Here is a 21,032-nt window from a genome sequence, read left to right on the forward strand (position 1 = left end):
ATGCTGGCGGGCACATCCACCAATTGTCGGCTTCCACGACGGGATTTAGAGCAAAGAATAGTTGCCAGATAACAAACACTACGAGTGTCACTACCAAGTTGGTCAGGCGTGCTACTGCTGCTGCCAATCCAGCAATACCAATCGAGCCGACAAAGCACAGCACACCGACAGCGAGAATGCGTGAGCTATTCTCGCGCGAATAGACGGCCAACCAACTTCCGCCGAAATTAATTACATGAAATACAGCGATGCTGAGGAGGACAACGAGGAGGCGGGCCAACCTTTCGGCATTCAAGAATCGCGTCCTTTGCACCTTCGGAAGCCCCGCCAAACGCATATGCGTCCCGCCAAACCGAGCACGCTTCTCCCGTGCCTCCGCAGCTGCAGCAAACATTGCAACAAGTGGAGCCGCCATCCCGGTGACATACATTGATTGCCACATGAGTACGCCCGTCGCATCGGTGGCAGGAGATGCAAGGCGAGAAAGGTTATATGTCAGAAGGACCAAAGGCACGGCTATCAAAGGCAACCACACCAACGAAGTACCGCGAGCGCGCAACAGCTCGGTATGAAGCTGACGCCTAAACATTGCGTCCCCCTGCGGTGAGGCGGAAGAACTCTTCTTCCAAGTTTCCTTCCGGAGCCAAATCACGCAGAGGCCCCGAATAAACGATTTCACCTTGTGCAAGCACAGAAATGTCATCTGCGAGATGAAGTACTTCCCCAAGTTGGTGAGAACTAACTAGAACCGTGCCGCCTCGCGCAGCCCAGTCACGCAGCAGCTCACGCAGCTCACTAATTCCTTGCGGGTCAAGGCCATTTTGCGGCTCATCAAGTACGAGCACTTCGGGGTCGCCGAGAATCGCTTGTCCTAGGGCCAACCTAGCTTTCATTCCGGTGGAAAAACTCTTGGCTTTCTTGCCACCGACGTCCACCAGCCCAACCACAGCAAGAGCCCGATCGGCCTCCTCCGCGGGCAGACCAAGCAATCTTGTGTGCACAAGGAGGTTATTCCGTGCGCTGAGGTGGCCGTAGAAAGCTGGCCCATTCAAGGACGCACCGACCGTGGGCAGCTTACCGATTGTTCCCGAATCTGCAGATGAAAGTCCCAACAAAATCGACATCAGGGTGGACTTTCCCGCGCCGTTTCGCCCAAGCAAAGCATGTACTCGTCCAGGAGTTACTGAAAGCGAGACGTCGTTGAGGACTCGCTGGTTCCCGAACGACTTGGTGACACGTGACAAGCTAAGTGATGAGGACATGAAAGAAGTATGTCGCCGTAGCTTCTTTCCTGTATCCCCCAGCAGAACCAACCTTGGCCGGAAGTTCTCCTACTGCAGTAGGACTTTTTGGCCTAGCAACACCAAAGCCACGCGGTCCCTAGCTTGCAGCTTCGACATGAGCGAGGAAACGTGCGTCTTTACGGTGGTCTCAGCGAGGACGAGTTCTTGGGCAATTTCCCGGTTAGTCGCGCCACTAGTGATCAGCCGCAGCACTTCCAACTCGCGTCGAGTCACCAACGCAAGCCCCTGCCTTTGCGCTGCTGATAGTTCGGCTCGTCCAGCAATCGCTGCGCGATACCCCTCCAAAACGGTTCCGGTCACTCCGCTTGCTAGGACGGCTTCTCCTGCATGAACCGCACGAACAGCGCCTAAAAGCACCTCCGGGTCTGAATCTTTGAGAAGAAAACCATGGACTCCCGCGAGCAACGCAGAACGAACCAGCTCCTCTTCATTAAACGTCGTTAGCATGATCACCCTAAGTGACGGGTTCCTTGCCAAGAGGGCACTTGCAGCAGCTATTCCATCCATCCCTGGCATCCGAATATCAAGAATCGCAATATCGAGCGAATGCGCAGCTGCAGCCTCGACGGCTGCTTGCCCATCACCGACCGCGGCAACGACCTTAATGTCCCCTGCGGCATTAAGAATGGTTTCCAACGCACTGCGCAGCAGCGGCTGGTCATCAGCAAGAAGTACTCGAATCATTATGTTGTCCTCTGCGGAAATTGTGCTTCCACTAGGAAGTGCCGAGCGTCTCCGGAGGTACGCACCCAGCCACCCAATGCTGTAGCCCTTTCGGCGATTCCCACCAAACCTACACCGGCTCCTGATGTCTCTCCTTGTGGTCTACCCCATGACTCAACACTCAGCGCAGCAGAATCAGAAAGTTTCAGGCGAACTGTCGCCCCTGTCCCTTGGTGGCGAAGCACATTAGTCAGTGCCTCCGTGATAATCCGGACCAAAGCCAATTGGGTTAGCGCAGGAAGAGTCACCGGGGTATTCGGTAAATCTGCGCTGATATCAAGGCCTGCAGCGCGAAAACCTTCCACGACCTTGGGAATATCGGATAGTTGGCGAGATGGCTCGCGCGTTGTCGGCGCCCGTAGCGAGGACACAATTGAACGCACCTCCGCGAGCGCTCCGTCCGCTTCAGTTCGGATAGTTCGCAATGCTTCCTCCGATGTCCCCGAAGCAACAAGACCAGCATTTGCTTGAACTTTGATGAGGGTCAACGAATGAGCTAGTACGTCATGTAGTTCACGCGCGATAAGAAGCCGCTCTTCTTCCTGAGCTTCACGCTGTCGCGCCTGCCGTTCCACCTCCTTGTCTCGCAAACGCACCGCAACTACATAAACGAGTAACAAAAGTAGCCAGTGGAAAAGGAAAGTAAATAGAAAATCCGTTCCGCTTCGGTATCGCTCGGTCAGGTCTGGTTGCAGCTTCCACATGAACGGCGAAGCGAAAGTGCCAGCGAACGTTGCGCCGAGAATAGCCTTTGGAATCCACCGTTCTTCACATAAACGCGCAGAAGAATAAACAGCTAAAGGAGCAGCAACCAACCACGGAGAGAATCCAGAATTCGTCGGGAGCGCCAGCATCCAGGTAATTGCCCATGCCCCTAGACAGAAAATCATCCCTACCGGAGCAATGACAGGCCGCGACCGCCAAATGAGAAAGAACGGGACAAAGGCCCACGAAACCACAGCTTGCACGATGTGGATCTCCATAGGCAGCGGCCCCGGTACCAGGGTGTACAAGAGCGCCAGTAACACGGCCAAGCCCGCAAGCAGCACATCGCCTAAGCGGAGAGTGCGCAGAAAAGTCATGCCTTTAGACATCAAGTCTTTTCTCCCGCTACTTAGTAACCAATTGCCCGGCGCGCATGGCAATCCGGGACCTCGATGTGCAGGGCTTCCTCGTAGATCTGGGCAAGAACGCTTGCGGACTGGGCCCAGCTGAACTTCGCGGCGTGGCCGACGGCGTCTTCGCCCATGCGGATGCGCAGGGGGTCGTCGTCAAGCAAGTGCTCCAAGGCATCCGCCCAGGCCTCCGGCGAGTGACCATCGACTAGCTCACCCGTCTCCCCATCCGCCACGGCGATGGGCAGGCCGCCGACGCGGGAGGCGATGACCGAGGTGCCCGAGGCCTGAGCCTCCAAAGCCACCAACCCGAAGGACTCATTGTAGCTGGGCACCGCCACAACGTCGGCCGCGCGGTAAATAGAGACCAACTCCTCCGGCGGACGCGGACTAAGAAAGCGCACGTGCTTGGAAAGCCCCAGCTTGTGCACCAGGTTCTGGTAGTACTCCGGCGTCGAGTTCGCACCCGATGGGCCGCCGCAGAACAGCACGCGGATATTGCGATAAGGATCGCGCTCAATGAGCTCAGCGGTTGCGCGAATGAGAACCTCCGGGCCCTTGAACTTCTGCAGGCGGCCCACGAAGGCCACGACCTTGGTGTGGATAGGAATGCCCAACTCACGGCGCGAGCGCTCGGTGTTGCGGTCGGTGCCAGGTGTAAACAGCTCGGTGTCGGCGCCCGGTGAGACCACCTTGATGCGAGAAGGCTCGGCGTCGTAATGCTCGACGAGATCGCGAGTCTCCTGCTCTGTATTCACCACGAGGAGATCCGCGTTATCCACCAGCTGCTGCTCGCAGATGCGACGGGCTTCCGATTCCCGGGTGTCATCGGCGGTGCGGTGCGCATTCTTCACAGCAGCCAGGGTGTGCGCGGTATGGACGAGCGGGACGCCCCAGAGATCGCGCAGCAGCCAGCCCACTTGGCCGGAGAGCCAGTAGTGCGTGTGGATGAGGTCGTAATCAAGATTGAAGCACTTGACGAACTGCACGAGCCCACCCGCGAATGCTGCCAGCTGCGTAGGGAGGTCTTCCTTATCAAGCCCCTCGTAAGGCCCCGCAACGATGTTGATGACGCGCAGGTGCTCCTCGACCTCGACGACCTCGCCTTGGCTGGGACGAGTGGCTCGCGTGAAAATGTCGACGTCGACGCCCTGCCGGGCAAGTTGGCGCGCAATGTTGATGACGTAGACGTTCATTCCACCTGCATCACCGGACCCCGGCTGCTCGATGGGCGAGGTGTGGAGTGAAATCATTGCGATGCGCATAGGTAAACAGTCTAGTCGTCCGGATTCGAGGCTATACTGGCCCATGCTAAAACTTACGCAACCGAAAGGTGCTGAACCCCATGTCGGCATTCGACACCAAGGAATGGCTCCAGTTCTACCCAGAATGGACCCCGCATAACCTTGACTACGGAGATACCACTCTCCTCGATATTTACGACAACAACCTGGCAATCAACCCTGACAAGCCAGCGACTTACTTCTTTGGCAAGACCCAGACCTTCGCGGAGATGGACAAGCAGGTCCGTCGCGCCGCCGCCGGTCTGCGCGCATTCGGCGTGCGCCCGGGTGACAAGGTGGCCATCGTGGCGCCGAACTGCCCGCAGTACGTAGTTGCTTTTTACGCCATTTTGAAGCTGGGCGCCATCGCGGTCCTCCACAACCCGCTCTACACTGCGCACGAGCTGGAAGGTCTGTTCAAGGATCACGGCGCACGCATCGCTATTGCCTGGGACAAGACGGCTTCTACCCTGGAGAAGCTGCGCGGCACCACCAATCTGGAGACGGTCATCTCCATCAACATGATTGATGCGATGCCGACCGCCCAGAAGCTCGCCCTCAGGTACCTGCCTTTCTTGAAGTCCAAGCGCGGGCAGCTATCGGCGCATGCCAAAAACACCGTCACCTGGGACAGCCTGGTGGGCAATGCCATCGGTGGCGACGGGCGCGACGTCGAGCCTCCGGCGGACATCACCAAGGACACCATTGCCGTCATCATGTACACCTCCGGCACTACGGGGCAGCCGAAGGGCGCGCAGCTTTCACACGGCAACTTCTTCGCCGTCATTTTGCAGGGCAAGCACTGGGTTCCTGGCCTGGGCGACAAGCCGGAGCGCATGCTCTGCGCGCTGCCCTTCTTTCACGCTTATGGCCTGGTTATGAACGTGGTCCTGCAACCACTTATCGGCGGCGAGCTGGTCATCATTCCAAAGCCGGACATTGCGCTCATCATGGACTTGATGAAGAAGCACACTCCGACGTGGGTTCCAGGTGTGCCAACCCTCTACGAGCGCATCGTCGAGTCTGCTGAGGAACAGAACATCGACATCAAGGGCGTGCGTGCGGCATTCTCCGGCGCCTCGACCTTGCCGGTGGACACCGTAGAGAAGTGGGAAGAATACACCGGCGGCTTGCTGGTTGAGGGCTACGGCCTGACCGAGTGCTCCCCCATCATCGTGGGTAACCCGATGAGCACAGACCGCCGCCCGGGCTACGTGGGAATCCCATTCCCGGACACCGAGGTGCGCATTGCGAACCCGGACAACCTGGATGAGACCCAGCCGGACGGCGTCGAGGGCGAGGTCCTCGCGCGCGGCCACCAGGTGTTCAAGGGCTACCTCAACAACCCGGAGGCCACCGAAGCCGCCTTCCACAACGGCTGGTTCCGCACCGGTGACATGGGCATCATGGAAGAAGACGGCTTCATCCGCCTGGTCTCCCGCATCAAGGAAATCATTATCACCGGCGGCTTCAACGTCTACCCAGGTGAAGTTGAGGAAGTACTGCGTAAGCACCCTGCCATTGACGACGTCGCCGTGGTCGGCCGCCCGCGCTCCGACGGCTCTGAGGACGTCGTGGCCTGCATCGACCTGGCCGACGGCGCGGCGCTCGACCCAGAAGGCTTGAAGGAATTCTGCCGCGAGCGGCTCACCCGCTACAAGGTGCCGCGCACCTTCTACCACTTTGAGTCCCTAGCGAAGGACCAGATGGGCAAGATTCGCCGCCGCGAAGTCCAGGCCAATCTGCTCGAGCGCCTGAAAAAGGAGAAGGCTGGGCAGTAGCCGCTGCTGCCTCCTCCGGCCGGGCCTTCGGCCGCGCTTCCCGGCCCCGACCAGGACGATTTCCTGACCCAATTCCCGGTCCCTTCCAAAAGCTCCTTTTGCTCAGCCCCCATCACTGGGTAAAAGGAGCTTTTGGCCGTTTTCTGACGAACTTCTACTCGACATACAACCATGTGAAAGGGAGCTTTTGCACAGGACCAACACCGCCTCGCAGGCCCAAGGTCGATACCCTCACAACGCAGAACAAACTCTCTCCCGCCCTTGAGTATGCCCCACAACACATTTAAGCTTTGAGGAACGTCGTTCAATCTCTATCGACTGGGAGAGAATCACATGAATTCATCCGCAAAGAATGGAAACTATTTGCTGGCCGCCGTTCTCGCCGGCGACGCCCTCATCTCGTTCAAACCCCCACGTTTCATTCGGCGATGTCTCAATGGCGTCAACTTCCCAGAAAACTGGTGGTGGACGCTCATCGCTATCAAATCGCTCGCCGCAACGGGTCTTATTGCCGGCACCCTTAAGAAGAATGCTTCAATCACAACAGTCGTTTCCGGTGGAGTACTGGCCTACTTTGCCTGTGCAATAACCGCACACATCAGGGCAAAGTTCCTGAAACAAGAATTCTGGATAAATTGCCTCGGCATGACAGCGCTAAGCGCTACGATCCTGGCAAACAACGTTGCTGAACTGCGAAAAGCCTAGCTACGAAACCAAAAAGCGCAGCAACAGCCTGAAACGACTATTCCCTCAACCGCGCCATAACGCGGATCTGCAAAAGGACCGGGTAGACGTGGCCAATTATCCCGATCATTAGGAGGACTACCGCTGCCAGCCAGCCGTCGGCGGTAACCGCCCAAATCGCACTGGCTACATGAAGCAGCACCGACCACGAATGCCCAACCGCAGAGGCGCGCACTTGCCGCAGGATCGGCTCTTTCTCATTGCCATCCGATTCGCGCTTTCGCATTGCGACTATGTGCTTGTTCCAACCGATTCGCCAGAGAAAGGCGTTGAAGCAATCCACGCCCCAACGTCGGCTGGCAGCACGTGAAAGAGAGAAACGGCGCCACAACGAGGCCGGAAGATAGCGCTCCAGCGAGCCACCGACGAACAGCGCAAAGCCAAACCCTATGAGCGTTACCGTGACAACAAACCCCACGGAATCAGCACCAACCGCGCCCGCCGCTACAACGAGACCGTAAATTCCCGCAGCCGTGAGAAGTAAAGCAACCACGAAACACTCACCGCTTCCCCGTCTCGGTTCCTGCAAGAACTATGTGTACAAATGTGGATTCTAGCGGCCCGCAAACACGGCGAGCAGAGGAGAGACGGCAACTACCCCGTCGCTAAAGTTTGGCGAGCAGAAGTGTTTAGTTCACAAAATGGTTATACTGTCCGAAACAAAACTGTTTGCCTTCCCAAAGGAGACCTCTCATGTCGGATCCCCAACAGTCTGCGTTCGAAACCAAGGCCTGGCTTGCCAGCTACGCCGAGTGGACCGACCACTCCCTCGAGTATGGTGAACTCACGCTGCTCGATTTCTACAATGAGAACTTGGAAAAGCGCGGCAATAGGCCAGCCACCTGGTTCTTTGGCAGGCAGCAAAACTACCACGAGCTCGACGCCCAAGTGCGTGCCGCTGCCGCCGGCCTCAAGGCCTTCGGTATCCGCCCGGGCGACCGCGTGGCCATGGCTCTACCCAACTGTCCGCAGCAAATCGCGGCGTTCTACGCGGTGCTCAAGTTAGGCGCGACCGTGGTCGAGCACAATCCGCTCTACACCGCACACGAGCTGGAGGGGCTGTTCCAAGACCACGCGGCCCGCGTAGCCATCGTGTGGGACAAGGTGACACCGACCTTCGAGCAGCTGCGTGAGACTACCCCGCTGGAAACCATCGTCTCCGTCAACATGACCGAAGCAATGCCGCGCCGCCAGCAACTCCTGTTGCGCATCCCACTTCCGCCTATTACGGAAAAGCGCGATCAGCTCACTGCCGCTGCCCCGAATACGGTTCCATGGAACGTGCTCACCGGCACCGCCATCGGCGGCAACGGCCACAAGCTCGAGGACGCACCGGTAAAACCCGACGACACCGCGATCATCTTGTACACCTCCGGTACCACCGGTAAACCAAAGGGCGCTGAGATTACCCACGCGAATGTGTGCGCCAACGTCAAGCAGGGCGTGGCCTGGGTTCCTAACTTCGGTGCTAAGCCCGAGCGCATGCTCGCCGCCTTGCCCCTGTTCCACATCTACGGCCTGACTCTCATCGCAGCCCTCGGCGTGTATGTAGGCGGCGAGTTGGTACTTACTCCGGCCCCCAAGATCCCGCTCATCATGGACATCATGAAAAAGCACCGCCCAACCTGGTTGCCTGGTGTTCCTACTTTGTATTCCAAGATCATCGAGGCAGCCGAGGAAAAGGGCGCAGATATCACCGGCATCCACAACTCTCTGTCAGGTGCTGCGGCGCTTCCTCCAGAAACCGTGGAGAAGTGGGAGTCGCTCACTGGAGGTCTGCTGGTTGAGGGCTACGGCCTCACCGAGACCTCGCCGGTCCTCACAGGTAACCCGATGAACAACAACCGACGCCCGGGCTACATCGGCGTTCCGTTCCCGGACACCGAAATCCGCATCGCCAACCCAGAAAATCTTGACGAAACCATGCCCGACGGCGAGGCTGGCGAGTTGCTAGCCCGCGGCCCGCAAGTGTTCAAGGGCTACTTCAAGAACCCGGAGGCCACCGAAGCTTCCTTCCACAACGGCTGGTTCCGAACTGGCGATATGGCTGTCATGGAATCAGACGGCTTTATCAAGATCGTCTCCCGTATCAAGGAAATGATCATCACCGGCGGCTTCAACGTCTACCCAGGCGAGGTTGAAGAAGTCATCGCCACGCACCCAGACGTGGAAAACGTCGCCGTCGTTGGCCTGCCGCGCGCGGACGGTTCCGAGGACGTCGTCGCCTGTGTCATTCTGCGCGACGGTGCCGCGCTTGACCCCGAGGGAATGAAGGACTTCGCACGCAAGAACCTCACTCGCTACAAGGTTCCGCGCACCTTCTACCACTTCGAGCACCTCGCCTCCGATCAGCTGGGCAAGATTCGCCGCCGCGAAGTCCAGGCAGACCTCATCGCCCTTCTCGAAAAGAATAAGGCGAAGAACTAAAGCATCCACCCACTAACGTTGATTCGCCTTTTAGGCGAAAATTTCAGTTAATGCCCCGTTCGCACCTTTTGCGAGCGGGGCTTTTTCTAGCTAAGAACAAGGAGAATTCGCGCCTTATAGTGGCTTTCCCTCAAAAACTCACCATCATTAGCAAGCTTTTCAAGAATTAACACGTTAGTTAACTCACATTAGCAACTACACTGTGTTGCAACTAATACTTCACCTCGGAAACTGGAAGGCATGATCATGGGAGCTTTTGACAACGCCGCTTGGCTTCAGCACTACGCCGAGCGGACCCCTCATTCCATCGACTATGGCGACACCACGTTGGTTGATATCTATATCAACAACCTCGCGGTCAATGCCGCAAACCCTGCGACCTACTTCTTCGGCAAGACCATGACCTACGCGGATCTCGACGCCCAGGTTCGCGCCGCCGCCGCCAGCCTCAAGGCCTTCGGCATCCGCCCCGGCGACAACGTCGCCATCCTTCTACCCAACTGCCCGCAGCACCTCATCGCCTTCTACGCCATTACCCGCCTCGGTGCGACAGTCGTGGAACACAACCCGCAGTACACCGCCCACGAGCTCGAGTCCCTGTTCCAAGACCATGGCGCCCGCGTAGCCATCGCCTGGGACAAGGCCGCCTGCACGCTCGAAAAGCTGCGTGACGTCACCAACCTCGAGACGGTCATCTCCGTGAACATGATCGACGAGATGCCACCCCTCCAGCGTCTCGCGCTTAAACTCCCGTTCCCACCGCTGAAGGCCAAGCGCGAGGCCTTGTCCGCCGACGCCCCGAACACCGTCCCGTGGTCCACCTTTATCAGCACCGCCATCGGTGGCGACGGCCGCCGCATGAAGTTCCCCGAGGTATCGAAGGATGACATCGCGCTCATCCTCTATACCTCAGGAACCACCGGCAAGCCCAAGGGCGCCCAGCTCTCTCACGGCAACCTCGCCGCCAATGCCTTGCAGGTCGACGCCTGGGCCCCAGACCTCGGCCGCAGCCACGAGCGCTTCATGGCTGTGCTGCCCATGTTCCACTCTTATGGCTTCACCATGTCCATCACCTTAGGAATCCTGGCTGGTGCGGAAATCATCCTCCTTCCTTCACCGCAGCTCCCGCTCATCATGGACATCTTGAAGAAGCACACCCCCACTTGGTTCCCAGCCGTACCCACTATTTACGAAAAGGTGCTCGCTGCCGCCAAGGAAGAAGGCGTCGAGGTCAACGGCATCCGCTACGCCATCTCGGGCGCTGCCACCCTGCCCGTACACACTGTCTCCGAGTGGGAGACTGATACGGGCGGCGTGTTAGTTGAAGGCTACGGCCTTACTGAAGCCTCGCCAGTCGTCACCTGCAATCCGCTGACCGACGCCCGCCGTGCCGGCCACATCGGACTCCCCTTCCCAGACACCGAGGTCCGCATCGCGAATCCAGATAACCTCGACGAGACTCAGCCGGACGGCGTCGAAGGCGAGCTTCTCGTCCGCGGCCCGCAGGTCTTCCAGGGCTACCTCCACAACGAAGAAGCCACCGCTGCCAGCTTCCACAACGGTTGGTTCCGCACTGGCGACATGGCCGTCATGGACGAGGAAGGCTTCATCCGCTTGGTCTCCCGCATCAAGGAAATGATCATCACCGGCGGCTTCAACGTCTACCCGGCAGAAGTCGAGGCGATCATCAATCAGCACCCCGACGTGGTCAATGTCGCGGTTGTGGGACGCCCACGACACGACGGCTCCGAGGACGTCGTGGCTTGTGTCATCCTGCGCGAAGGCGCGGCGCTCGATCCGGAAGCCCTAAAGGACTTCTGCCGTGAGCGTCTCACCCGCTACAAGGTCCCGCGCACCTTCTACCACTTCGAGCACCTCGCCTCCGATCAACTGGGCAAGATCCGTCGCCGCGAGGTACAGGCTGATCTCATGGCACTTCTGGAAGAGCCCGACCAACTCCGCTCGGACCACCACGGCGACTCCACCACCGACACCAACGCCGACGCACATGCCGCAGCCGGCCCGGCAGATGCCAAGTCACCCCCCTCCACTCAAACATGAGAAAAACCTCACATTAAGACGCGTCAAGCACATACCTACGCCCAAGTAGGCTACGGTGGCGTAATCGCTTTTAGTTTTTTCACACTAACTAAGCGCATTTCAAACGTCACCAGACTTTAAGAGGGAAAATGTCTTTGACTCCATTACATTCCATGCCTAATCCAGCCGTCATTTTCGCAGGACAAGGCTCCAATTGGCAGGCCACGCTAAGCGATGCCGCGCAGGCCCCCGCCACCGCACAGAACCTGCGGGAGGTGCTCGCTGAGGCCCGCCGCATCACCGGCCCTGCCGCACGAACCATCGCCTCGACCTGCCCAGGCGCCATCGAGCGCCTCGAGCAACTGCTCGAAGGGGATGCTGCCACTGCCGCCGCGCTCGATGCCTCCCCGGCCGTATCTATCCCCGGCATCGTGCTCAGCCAAATCGCCACCATCGAACAGCTGCGCAACCTCGGAGTCATCATCAACGAGACCGCCGGACACTCCCAGGGATCCTTGGGCGAAATGGCCGTCGACAAGCCCGCGGAAGCCCTAGCCCTCGCCCTGCTGATGGGCACCGCCGCCAACGCCGTCAACGGTTCCGATACCCGTTCCCAGATGTTGTCCATCCGTGGCCTTTCCCGTGACTTCATCACGGAGAACCTGCGCGGCGCCACGGTAATCGCCGTGGTCAACGCCCGCCAGCACTTTGCGCTCTCCGGATCCCCGGAGGATCTCGCTGCAACCCGCGCAGCGCTCGACTCCGCAGTACAGGCCTTCAACGATTCCCTCGAGGAGCGCACCATCGGCGGCGACCCCCTTGAGCCGCAATACACCGAGCTGCCCGTGGCTCTTCCTTTCCACAACGCCATTCTCGCGCCCGCTGCCGAGCGCACCGTCGAACTGGCCACCACCTGTGGCCTCGACGTTGAAAACGCTCGCGAGCAGGCAAAATCCATCCTGGTCCACGAGCACAACTGGCCGCATGTCCTGGCTGAGCTGAAGTCTCGTCACTTCATCGTGTTGGATCGCTCGCTGGCCAACATCACTAAGCGCGTCGTCGAAGGCAGCGGCATCGTCGTGGTGTCTGCGGGCGGCCTGCAGGATCTCGATGCTCTAGCAATCCCCGGAAATTCCCTCCCCACGTCCGTGGACTACTCCGAATTCGCGCCGCGCGTTGTCGAGCTGCCGGGCGGCCGCACGTTTACCCAAACCCGCTTCTCTGATCTCACCGGCCTGTCCCCCATCATGCTGGGTGGCATGACGCCGACCTCAGCTGATGGCGAGATCGTGGCCGCAGCAGCCAACGCCGGGCACTGGACCGAGATGGCCGGCGGCGGCATGTACTCCGACGAGGTCTTCCGCACTCACCTCGCCGTGATGGAAAAGCACCTGGAGCCAGGCCGCACTGCGCAGTTCAACACCATGTTCTTCGACCGCTACCTGTGGAACCTGCAGTTCGGCCAGGCTCGCATCGTGCCGAAGGCTCGCGCCGCTGGTGCTTCCTTCAACGGCGTGTGTATCTCCGCGGGTATCCCGGAGGTAGACGAGGCCGGCGAGCTCCTCGCCCAGCTTCATGCCGATGGCTTCCCTTACATCTCTTTCAAGCCGGGCACTGCGAAGCAGATTCGCGACGTCCTCAAGATCGCTGCCGCCTACCCGGACGACCAGATCATCATGCAGGTCGAGGACGGCCACGCAGGCGGCCACCACTCGTGGGTCAACCTCGATGACATGTTGCTCGAAACCTACGCCGAGGTCCGCGCGCACCGCAACGTCATCCTCGCCGTCGGCGGCGGCATTTACTCCCCGGAGCGCGCGGCGGACTACCTCACCGGCGAGTGGGCACAGGCCTATGAACTGCACGCCATGCCTGTCGACGCCGTGTTCATCGGCACCGTCGCCATGGCCACCAAGGAGGCTAAGGCCACCGACTCCGTCAAGGACCTGTTGGTGAAAACCTCCGGTATTTCACCAACCGAAAATGATGGTTGGGTCGGCCGCGGTGCCTGTACCAACGGCGTGGCCTCCTCCCAGTCGCACTTGTTGGCAGACATCCACGACCTGGACAACTCCTTTGCGGCTGCCTCCCGTCTCATCACTTCTTTGAGCATCGAGGACTACCCCGCCCGCCGCGAAGAAATCATCACCGCGCTGAACAAGACGTCGAAGCCTTACTTCGGCGACGTCGAGAAAATGACCTACGCCGAATGGCTCGAGCGCTTCGTCGAACTGGCTCACCCGTTCGTGGACCCCACGTGGGATGACCGCTTCTTCGACCTCCTCCACTGCATCGAGGCGCGTCTCAACAGCGCTGACCACGGCGAGATCGATACCCTCTTTGGCTCCATCGACGAGGTCCACGACGCTCCGGCCGCGGCGGCGCGTTTGCTGGCGGCCTACCCGGAGGCGACGTCGACAAGCGTGTCCCCGCGCGACGCCGCATGGTGGATTTCCCTGCATTACAAGCACGTCAAGCCGATGCCGTGGGTGCCTGCCATCGATGGCGACCTCAAGGTCTGGTTCGGCAAAGACACCCTGTGGCAGGCACAGGACGAGCGCTACACCGCAGACCAGGTGCGCATCATCCCGGGCCCAGTGGCCGTCGCTGGCATCACCAAGAAGAACGAGCCGGTAGCCGAGCTGCTTGCCCGCTTCGAACAGGCCACCACGGACTCCCTGCTGGCCGCGGGCCAGACCCCGCAGCAGGTCTTCTCCCGCCTGCAGGCCGCACAGGACGAGGCCGCCTTCATCAAGGCCGCACCGACCTTGGTCTGGCATGGCCACCTCATGGCCAACCCGGCCTATGAGATGGACGATAACGCCTACAGCCTGCGCCAAGACGCGGACGGCAACTGGGAGATCGTCATCACCGCCGATTCTTATTGGGACTACCTGCCGGAGGACCAGCGCCCGTTCTATGTCCGCGAGGTCACCGTTCCCGTCGATCTTCCCGAGGGCGTTGCTACCGGCGGCTCCCCGGTGGTCTCGGAGGAGCGCCTCCCGGCCTCCGTCTTCACTCTGCTTGAGGGCCTGGCCGGCGTGGGTTCCATGTCTGAGCAGGGCGACGAGATCACGCAGATGCCGCGCATTGAAGAAGGTTCAATCAGCGAGGACGCACCTTATGGCGTGGCCCACTACTCCTTCCACCTGCCGGCCTCCTTGCTGGAGGCGCACACCGCAGTCACCGGTGCCGCACTTCCTGCCAGCGAGGACGCCACCGTGGGCACCCCGGACGCCCTCGTCGGCCCCTGCTGGCCGGCCATCTACACCGCGCTAGGTTCGGGCCTTTTGGAGGACGGCTACCCCGTCATCGAGGGCCTGCTCAATGCTGTGCACTTGGACCACGTCGTGGACGTCCGCGTTCCGCTTGCGACTCTCGCCGACGGCCGCCGCATCGACGTCACCTCCAAGTGCACCGCCATCGACGAGTCCGTCTCCGGGCGCATCGTCACCGTAGAGCTAGAGCTCAAAGACCACAGCACCGAAGAGATCGTCGCAACCCAGATGCAGCGCTTTGCCATCCGCGGCCGCGCCACCGGCACCGCGATGCCGAAGCCTGCGCCTGAGTGGGGCGGCGGCAAGTCTGCCTCCAAGGTGGAATCCACTCCGCGATCCTTCGTGGACCGCGCCGTGGTCACCGCGCCGCACGACATGACCCCATTCGCTCTGGTCTCCGGCGACTACAACCCGATTCACACCTCCTATAACGCCGCACAGCTGGTGAACCTTCAGGCACCGCTAGTCCACGGCATGTGGCTCTCGGCCACTGCGCAACACCTGGCCGCGCGGCACGGCCAGGTCGTGGGCTGGACCTACTCCATGTACGGCATGGTTCAGTTGCACGATGTCATTGACATCGTCGTCGAGCGCGTGGGCCGCAAGGGTATCCACGCGGCCCTCGAGGTCACGTGCCGCATAGGCGGCGAGGTCGTTTCCCGGGGCCAGGCACTGCTTGCACAGCCGCGCACCGCTTATGTCTACCCAGGCCAGGGCATCCAAGCCGAGGGCATGGGCAAGGGCGACCGCGACGCTTCCCCAGCCGCACGCGAGGTATGGCGCCGCGCCGACCAGCACACCCGCGAAGCACTGGGCTTTAGCATCCGTCACATCATCGACGGCAATCCCACGTCCCTGCGCGTCGGCGAGCAGACCTTCGTGCACCCACAGGGTGTTTTGCACCTGACCCAATTCACCCAGGTCGCCCTGGCAGTCGTGGCGTACGCACAGACCGAGCGCCTGCGTGAGAACAACGCCATCGGCTCCAACTCGATGTACGCCGGCCACTCCCTCGGCGAGTACACTGCTCTGGCATCGCTGGCTAACATCTTTGACCTCGAAGCGGTCATCGACATCGTCTACTCCCGCGGCTCCGCAATGGGCAGCCTCGTTCCACGCGACGCGGAGGGCAACTCCGAGTACGCCATGGCCGCGCTGCGTCCGAACATGATCGGCGTGAGCGGCGATGAGGTGGACGCCTACGTCGCCTCCATTGCAGAAGAAACCGGCGAGTTCCTAGAAATCGTCAACTACAACATCCGCGGTCAGCAGTACTCCGTGGCTGGCACCAAGGCCGGCCTGCGCGAGCTGGTCCGCCGCGCCAACGCTGTCAAAGAACGCGCAGCCGTGATGGTTCCGGGCATCGACGTCCCGTTCCACTCCCGCGTGCTGCGCGATGGCGTGGCCGCGTTTGCGGAGAAGCTCGACGAGCTCCTCCCGGCTGAGCTCGACCTCGACGCGCTGGCCGGCCGCTACGTGCCGAACCTCGTGGCAGTGCCGTTCGAGCTGACCCAAGAATTCGTCGACACCGTGGCTCCGATGGCTCCTTCTGGCAAGCTCGACGGCCTCGACGCCTCCTCGCTTGAGCCGCAGGCCCTCGCCCGCCTGCTCCTCATCGAGCTGCTGTCCTGGCAGTTCGCCTCCCCGGTGCGCTGGATTGAGACCCAGGAACTGCTCTTCGACGAGGTCGATCAGTTAATCGAGGTCGGCCTCGCCGCCTCCCCGACCCTGACCAACTTGGCCAAGCGCTCCCTGGCCGTGGCAGGCCGCGACCTGCCCGTATTCAACGTCGAGCGCGATCAAGACCAGGTCATGCTCCAGGACGTCCAGGCAGCACCAGAGCCCGAGACCGCCCCCGAGACAGAGGAACCGGCTGTCGAGGCCGCGTCGGTCCCAGCTGCTCCAGCCACCCCGGCCGCTGAATCCGCGCCAGCCCCGGCCGAGTCCGCTCCCGCAGTTCCTGCCCCGGCTGCGCCTTCCGCAGGTGCCGCCCCCGAGCTCACCTTCCGCGCGGCCGAGGCCATCATGGTGCTCTTCGCGTTCCAGAACAAGATCCGCATCGACCAGATCAACGACTCCGAAAACATCGAGGAGCTCACCAACGGCGTTTCCTCGCGCCGCAACCAGCTCCTGATGGACATGTCCGCTGAGATCGGCGTGCCTGCAATCGACGGCGCCGCAGACGCCGACGTCGCCTCGCTGCGCGAAAAGGTCAACGCCGCCGCCCCTGGCTACGCGCCTTTCGGCAGCGTCCTTGGCGAAGCCGTCACCGCACGCCTGCGCCAGCTGCTCGGCGCTGCGGGCCTCAAGCCCACCGCGGTGGCCGAGTACGTCACCGGCACCTGGGGCCTGCCCGAGTCTTGGGTCGCCCACGTCGAGGCTGAAATCCTGCTCGGCTCCCGCGACGAGGATTCCGTCCGCGGCGGCAGCCTGAACACGGTTCCGTCCAGCGCCACCAGCAAGTCCGCGGCGCACGAGCTTATCGACGCCGCCGTCCAAGGCGTCGCCAATGCGCACGGCGCCAGTATCTCCAAGGGCGCTGCCGCAGGTGGAGCCTCCGGCGGGGTCGTGGATTCCGCTGCCCTCGAGGCCTACGCCGAGACCGTGACCGGTGTAAACGGCGTGCTAGCCACCGTGGCCCGCCAGGTCCTCACCCAGCTCGGCCACGTCGCCGAGCCGGCCGAGGTCACCGCCCCAGACACCGAGGTCATCGAGGCCGTCGAGGCTGAGCTCGGTTCCGGCTGGCTCAAGTCCGTCACCCCTTCTTTCGACGCGGCACACGCTGTGCTTTTCGACGACGCCTGGGCCACCGCCCGCGAGCGCCTCGCCCGCGTAGCACTCGGTGAGATCGCAGCTGACGACGAGCGCGCGCAGCCTGCCGCCTTCCAGGGCGCCGGCGCCACCGTGGCTGAACAGGCTCGTTGGTGGGCACGCTCGGGGAACACCGCCGTCAACTCTGCCCGCTTCGAGCAGATAGCCACATCCGCCGAGTCCACCGAACACGGCGCTTACGCCGGCGACGTCGCCCTCGTCACCGGTGCCGCTCCTGGCTCCATCGCCACCGCGCTTGTCGAGCGCCTCCTCGCAGGCGGCGCAACCGTCATCATGACGGCATCGCGAGTGACCCAATCCCGTAAGGAATTCGCCCGCCGCCTCTACGCCGAGCACGGCCGCCAGGGATCTGCCCTGTGGTTGGTTCCGGCCAACCTCACCAGCTTCCGCGACGTGGACTCCCTGGTGGAGTGGATCGGCTCCGAGCAGCGCGAATCCGTGGGCAACGAGGTGAAGATTCTCAAGCCAGCGCTCACCCCAACCTTGGCATTCCCATTCGCGGCACCGTCTGTTTCCGGCTCGCTTGCAGACGCCGGCTCCTCCACGGAGACCCAGGCTCGCCTGCTGCTGTGGTCGGTCGAGCGCCTCATCGGCGGTCTCTCTGACCTCGCGGTTAAGGCCCCGAGCCCCACCCGGTGCCACGTGGTCCTGCCGGGCTCGCCCAACCGCGGCACCTTCGGCGGCGACGGTGCTTATGGCGAAGTCAAAGCCGCGCTCGACGCCATCCTGGCCAAGTGGAACGTCGAGGCTGGTTGGCCTGCCGGCGTCACCCTTGCGCAAGCCAAGATCGGCTGGGTCGCAGGCACTCACCTCATGGGCGGCAACGATGTCCTCGTTCCAGCCGCGCAGAAGGCCGGCATCCACGTGTGGTCGCCGGAGGAAATCTCCTCTGAGTTGCTAGACCTAGCTTCCGCCGAGTCCCGCGCCCGCGCCACCGAACGCCCGATCGAGGCAGACCTCACCGGCGGTCTCGAAGGCTTCTCGCTGACCTCCCTAGAGGTCGAGAAGCCTGCTGCGCAGTCCGCTGCCGAGGCTGCCTCCAAGGACACCACCGCCCGCATCAAGGCACTGCCTTCTCCGGCGCGCCCGGTGCAGCCGCAGCTGGCTGAGGAACTTGGCGACATCACCACCGACCTCGACGACATGGTGGTCATCGCCGGTATCGGCGAGGTGAGCTCCTGGGGTTCCGGCCGCACCCGCTTCGAGGCCGAGTATGGTCTGCAGCGCGACGGCTCCGCCGAGTTGACCGCCGCCGGTGTCATCGAGCTCGCGTGGATGACCGGCCTCATCGCATGGCACGAGGAGCCCACGCCGGGCTGGTTCATCGGCGAGACTGACGAACAGATTGCGGAAGAGGACATCTACGAGCGTTTCCACGACGAGGTCGTGGCCCGCGCCGGCGTCCGCGAGCTCACCGATAAGTACCACCTGGTTGACCGCGGCTCCATCGACCTGACCACAGTGTTCTTGGACCGCGACATCACCTTCACCGTCGATTCCGAGGCCACCGCCCGCGACATCGCCGAGGCCGACCCAGAGTTCACCAGCATCCGCGAGGCTGACGGCGAATGGGAGGTCACCCGCCGCAAGGGCGCCACCGCAAAGGTACCGCGCAAGGCCACGCTCACCCGCACCGTGGCCGCGCAGATGCCAGACAACTTCGACGCCGCCCGCTGGGGCATCCCGGACCACATGCTCGACGCACTCGACCGCATGGCGGTCTGGAACCTGGTCACGGCCGTCGACGCCTTCATCCAGGCCGGCTTCTCCCCTGCTGAGCTGCTGCAGTCCATCCACCCAGGCCAGGTTGCCACCACGCAGGGCACCGGCATCGGCGGCATGGAGTCCCTGCACAAGGTCTTCGTCTCCCGCTTCCTCGGCGAGGAGCGCCCATCCGACATCCTGCAGGAAGCACTGCCGAACATCATCGCGGCTCACACCATGCAGTCCTTGGTCGGCGGATACGGCTCGATGATCCACCCCATCGGTGCCTGCGCCACGGCCGCGGTGTCCATCGAGGAGGGCGTCGACAAGATTGCACTGGGCAAGGCCGACGTCGTGGTCGCCGGTGGCATCGACGACGTTCAGGTCGAGTCGCTGCAGGGCTTTGGCGACATGAACGCCACCGCGCAGACCGCAGCGATGACTGCGAAGGGCATCGACGAGCGCTTCATCTCCCGCGCCAACGACCGCCGCCGCGGCGGCTTCCTCGAGGGCGAGGGTGGTGGCACCGTCCTGCTTGTGCGAGGTAGTCTCGCGCAAGAGCTGGGCCTTCCGGTGCTCGCCGTGGTCGCCCACGCCGCTTCCTACGGCGACGGCGCCCACACCTCCATTCCAGCTCCGGGCCTCGGCGCCTTGGGCGCCGGTCGTGGTCGCGAGAACTCTCGTCTCGCACGCTCGCTGCGCGGGCTGGGGCTGACGCCAAACGACGTCTCGGTCCTGTCTAAGCACGACACCTCCACCAACGCCAACGACCCGAACGAGTCCGAGCTGCACTCCATCCTGTGGCCGGCGATCGGGCGCGACGCGGAGCAGCCGATGTTCGTCATCTCGCAAAAGACGCTCACCGGCCACTCCAAGGCCGGCGCCGCGCTCTTCCAGACCGGCGGTATCATCGACGTCTTCCGCACCGGCCGCATCCCGGCCAACGTGTCGCTGGACTGCGTTGATCCGCTCATCGCACCGAAGGCGAAGAACCTGGTGTGGCTGCGTTCGCCGCTCGACCTAGGGGCCGCTGGCCGTCCGGTCAAGGCCGCGGCGCTCACCTCGCTCGGCTTCGGACACGTCGGCGCGCTCATCGTGTACGCGCACCCGGGCGTGTTTGAGAAGGCCGTCGCCAAGCAGCGCGGCACTGACGCTGCAGCTGCTTGGCGCGAGTGTGCCGAGCAGCGCCTCGCCGCGGGTCATGCCCGCTTCGAGGCCGGCATGCTGGGCCGCGCGCCGCTCTTTGAGATCATCGACGGCCGCCGCCTGCCGCACGCCGACGCCAAGGTGATGATTGACGGCTACGGCCTCGTCGACGCCGACAAGGCCGCGGAAATCTCCATGCTCCTCGACGCCGATGCGCGCCTGGGCAGCAACGGTGAATTCCCGGGTGCGTAACCTCTAGCAATTAGGGCCAGTTCAAGTAAGAACTGGCCCTTTCCTTTCGGACTAACCTCGTTTGGCTCTATGTCGCGACGATATTTGCTCACCAACGCTTTTCAATTAAATGTTCCATCACACGCTTTCAAACATCCGCCGAAAAATATTGACAAGCATGATTACGGAATCAGCGATTATGCCAGCTTCACGGCGCGATGAGTTCGGTGCGTGTTTTATTGAATGAGCTAACGAAACTGCATTACGAACAAAACTACGCAGTTCACTATTCGCTGGTCCTGGAAGTTCTACGTCAACAACACGTTCCAGCTGATTTTTTGAGTTTCCCGGGCCTGACCCCCGGAAAGTGGACAGGTCGGGGGTTAGGCCCTAACCTGCAAGTTTCCGTGAATACGTGTCAATG

The 21,032-nt window shown here is 61.7% G+C and carries 10 protein-coding genes and 1 pseudogene; 5 read left to right on the forward strand and 6 right to left on the reverse strand.

Translation table 11 applies throughout. The features are described 5' to 3' along the window. From CHU71_RS11670 to mshA, 5 genes and pseudogenes are all read right to left on the reverse strand, one after another. Positions 1-394: pseudogene (locus tag CHU71_RS11670) on the reverse strand (hypothetical protein); the annotation flags it as partial. Positions 395-581: 187 nt separating this feature from the next. Further along, positions 582-1,262, reverse strand: coding sequence for an ATP-binding cassette domain-containing protein (locus CHU71_RS11675; protein ID WP_061920338.1), 681 nt, complete (start codon positions 1,260-1,262; stop codon positions 582-584). 69 nt (positions 1,263-1,331) lie between these two features. Then, positions 1,332-1,988, reverse strand: coding sequence for a response regulator transcription factor (locus CHU71_RS11680; protein ID WP_061920336.1), 657 nt, complete (start codon positions 1,986-1,988; stop codon positions 1,332-1,334). Next, entirely contained in the window at positions 1,988-3,121 is a 1,134-nt protein-coding gene (locus CHU71_RS11685) for a sensor histidine kinase (RefSeq protein WP_082778540.1), read from the reverse strand. The genes CHU71_RS11680 and CHU71_RS11685 overlap by 1 nt, the downstream gene beginning before the upstream one ends. Before the next feature lie 20 nt (positions 3,122-3,141). Beyond that, on the reverse strand, positions 3,142-4,407 hold the full coding sequence (mshA, locus tag CHU71_RS11690) for a D-inositol-3-phosphate glycosyltransferase (protein WP_147761161.1): 1,266 nt from the start codon (positions 4,405-4,407) through the stop codon (positions 3,142-3,144). An 80-nt stretch (positions 4,408-4,487) separates the two neighbouring features. Here mshA and CHU71_RS11695 point away from each other — a divergent pair, with 80 nt between their 5' ends. Both CHU71_RS11695 and CHU71_RS11700 read left to right on the forward strand, forming a co-directional pair. Next, the gene (locus tag CHU71_RS11695) at positions 4,488-6,206 is read left to right on the forward strand and encodes a long-chain-fatty-acid--CoA ligase (protein ID WP_147761162.1); all 1,719 of its coding nucleotides are present in this window, start codon (positions 4,488-4,490) and stop codon (positions 6,204-6,206) included. A 333-nt stretch (positions 6,207-6,539) separates the two neighbouring features. Next, the gene (locus CHU71_RS11700; RefSeq protein ID WP_147761163.1) at positions 6,540-6,911 is read left to right on the forward strand and encodes a DoxX family protein; all 372 of its coding nucleotides are present in this window, start codon (positions 6,540-6,542) and stop codon (positions 6,909-6,911) included. A gap of 37 nt (positions 6,912-6,948) precedes the next feature. Here the strand turns inward: CHU71_RS11700 and CHU71_RS11705 are convergent, their stop codons facing one another. Next, positions 6,949-7,443: a hypothetical protein gene (locus CHU71_RS11705; protein ID WP_086892150.1), complete on the reverse strand. Its 495-nt coding sequence runs from the start codon at positions 7,441-7,443 to the stop codon at positions 6,949-6,951. Positions 7,444-7,643: 200 nt separating this feature from the next. Between CHU71_RS11705 and CHU71_RS11710 the strand changes: the two genes are divergently transcribed. The 3 genes from CHU71_RS11710 (at position 7,644) to CHU71_RS11720 (ending at position 20,629) form a co-directional block, all read left to right on the forward strand. Further along, positions 7,644-9,377, forward strand: coding sequence for a long-chain-fatty-acid--CoA ligase (locus tag CHU71_RS11710; protein ID WP_147761164.1), 1,734 nt, complete (start codon positions 7,644-7,646; stop codon positions 9,375-9,377). Between the two features lie 246 nt (positions 9,378-9,623). Then, a complete protein-coding gene (locus CHU71_RS11715; RefSeq protein WP_255456445.1) occupies positions 9,624-11,438 on the forward strand; it encodes a long-chain-fatty-acid--CoA ligase in 1,815 nt (604 codons plus the stop codon). 128 nt (positions 11,439-11,566) lie between these two features. Continuing rightward, positions 11,567-20,629, forward strand: a complete 9,063-nt coding sequence (locus CHU71_RS11720) for a type I polyketide synthase (RefSeq protein ID WP_147761166.1) — start codon at positions 11,567-11,569, stop codon at positions 20,627-20,629. The last annotated feature ends 403 nt before the right edge of the window (positions 20,630-21,032 follow it).

This window comes from Corynebacterium sp. LK14, assembly GCF_008042215.1.
Lineage (GTDB): Bacteria > Actinomycetota > Actinomycetes > Mycobacteriales > Mycobacteriaceae > Corynebacterium > Corynebacterium striatum.

Bases quoted from the DNA above. Each gene is read 5' to 3' on its own strand.
- CHU71_RS11675 (WP_061920338.1), bottom strand. From the start codon at position 1,262: ATGTCCTCATCACTTAGCTTGTCACGTGTCACCAAGTCGTTCGGGAAC.
- CHU71_RS11680 (WP_061920336.1), bottom strand. From the start codon at position 1,988: ATGATTCGAGTACTTCTTGCTGATGACCAGCCGCTGCTGCGCAGTGCG.
- CHU71_RS11685 (WP_082778540.1), bottom strand. From the start codon at position 3,121: ATGTCTAAAGGCATGACTTTTCTGCGCACTCTCCGCTTAGGCGATGTG.
- mshA (WP_147761161.1), bottom strand. From the start codon at position 4,407: ATGCGCATCGCAATGATTTCACTCCACACCTCGCCCATCGAGCAGCCG.
- CHU71_RS11695 (WP_147761162.1), top strand. From the start codon at position 4,488: ATGTCGGCATTCGACACCAAGGAATGGCTCCAGTTCTACCCAGAATGG.
- CHU71_RS11700 (WP_147761163.1), top strand. From the start codon at position 6,540: ATGAATTCATCCGCAAAGAATGGAAACTATTTGCTGGCCGCCGTTCTC.
- CHU71_RS11710 (WP_147761164.1), top strand. From the start codon at position 7,644: ATGTCGGATCCCCAACAGTCTGCGTTCGAAACCAAGGCCTGGCTTGCC.
- CHU71_RS11715 (WP_255456445.1), top strand. From the start codon at position 9,624: ATGGGAGCTTTTGACAACGCCGCTTGGCTTCAGCACTACGCCGAGCGG.
- CHU71_RS11720 (WP_147761166.1), top strand. From the start codon at position 11,567: ATGTCTTTGACTCCATTACATTCCATGCCTAATCCAGCCGTCATTTTC.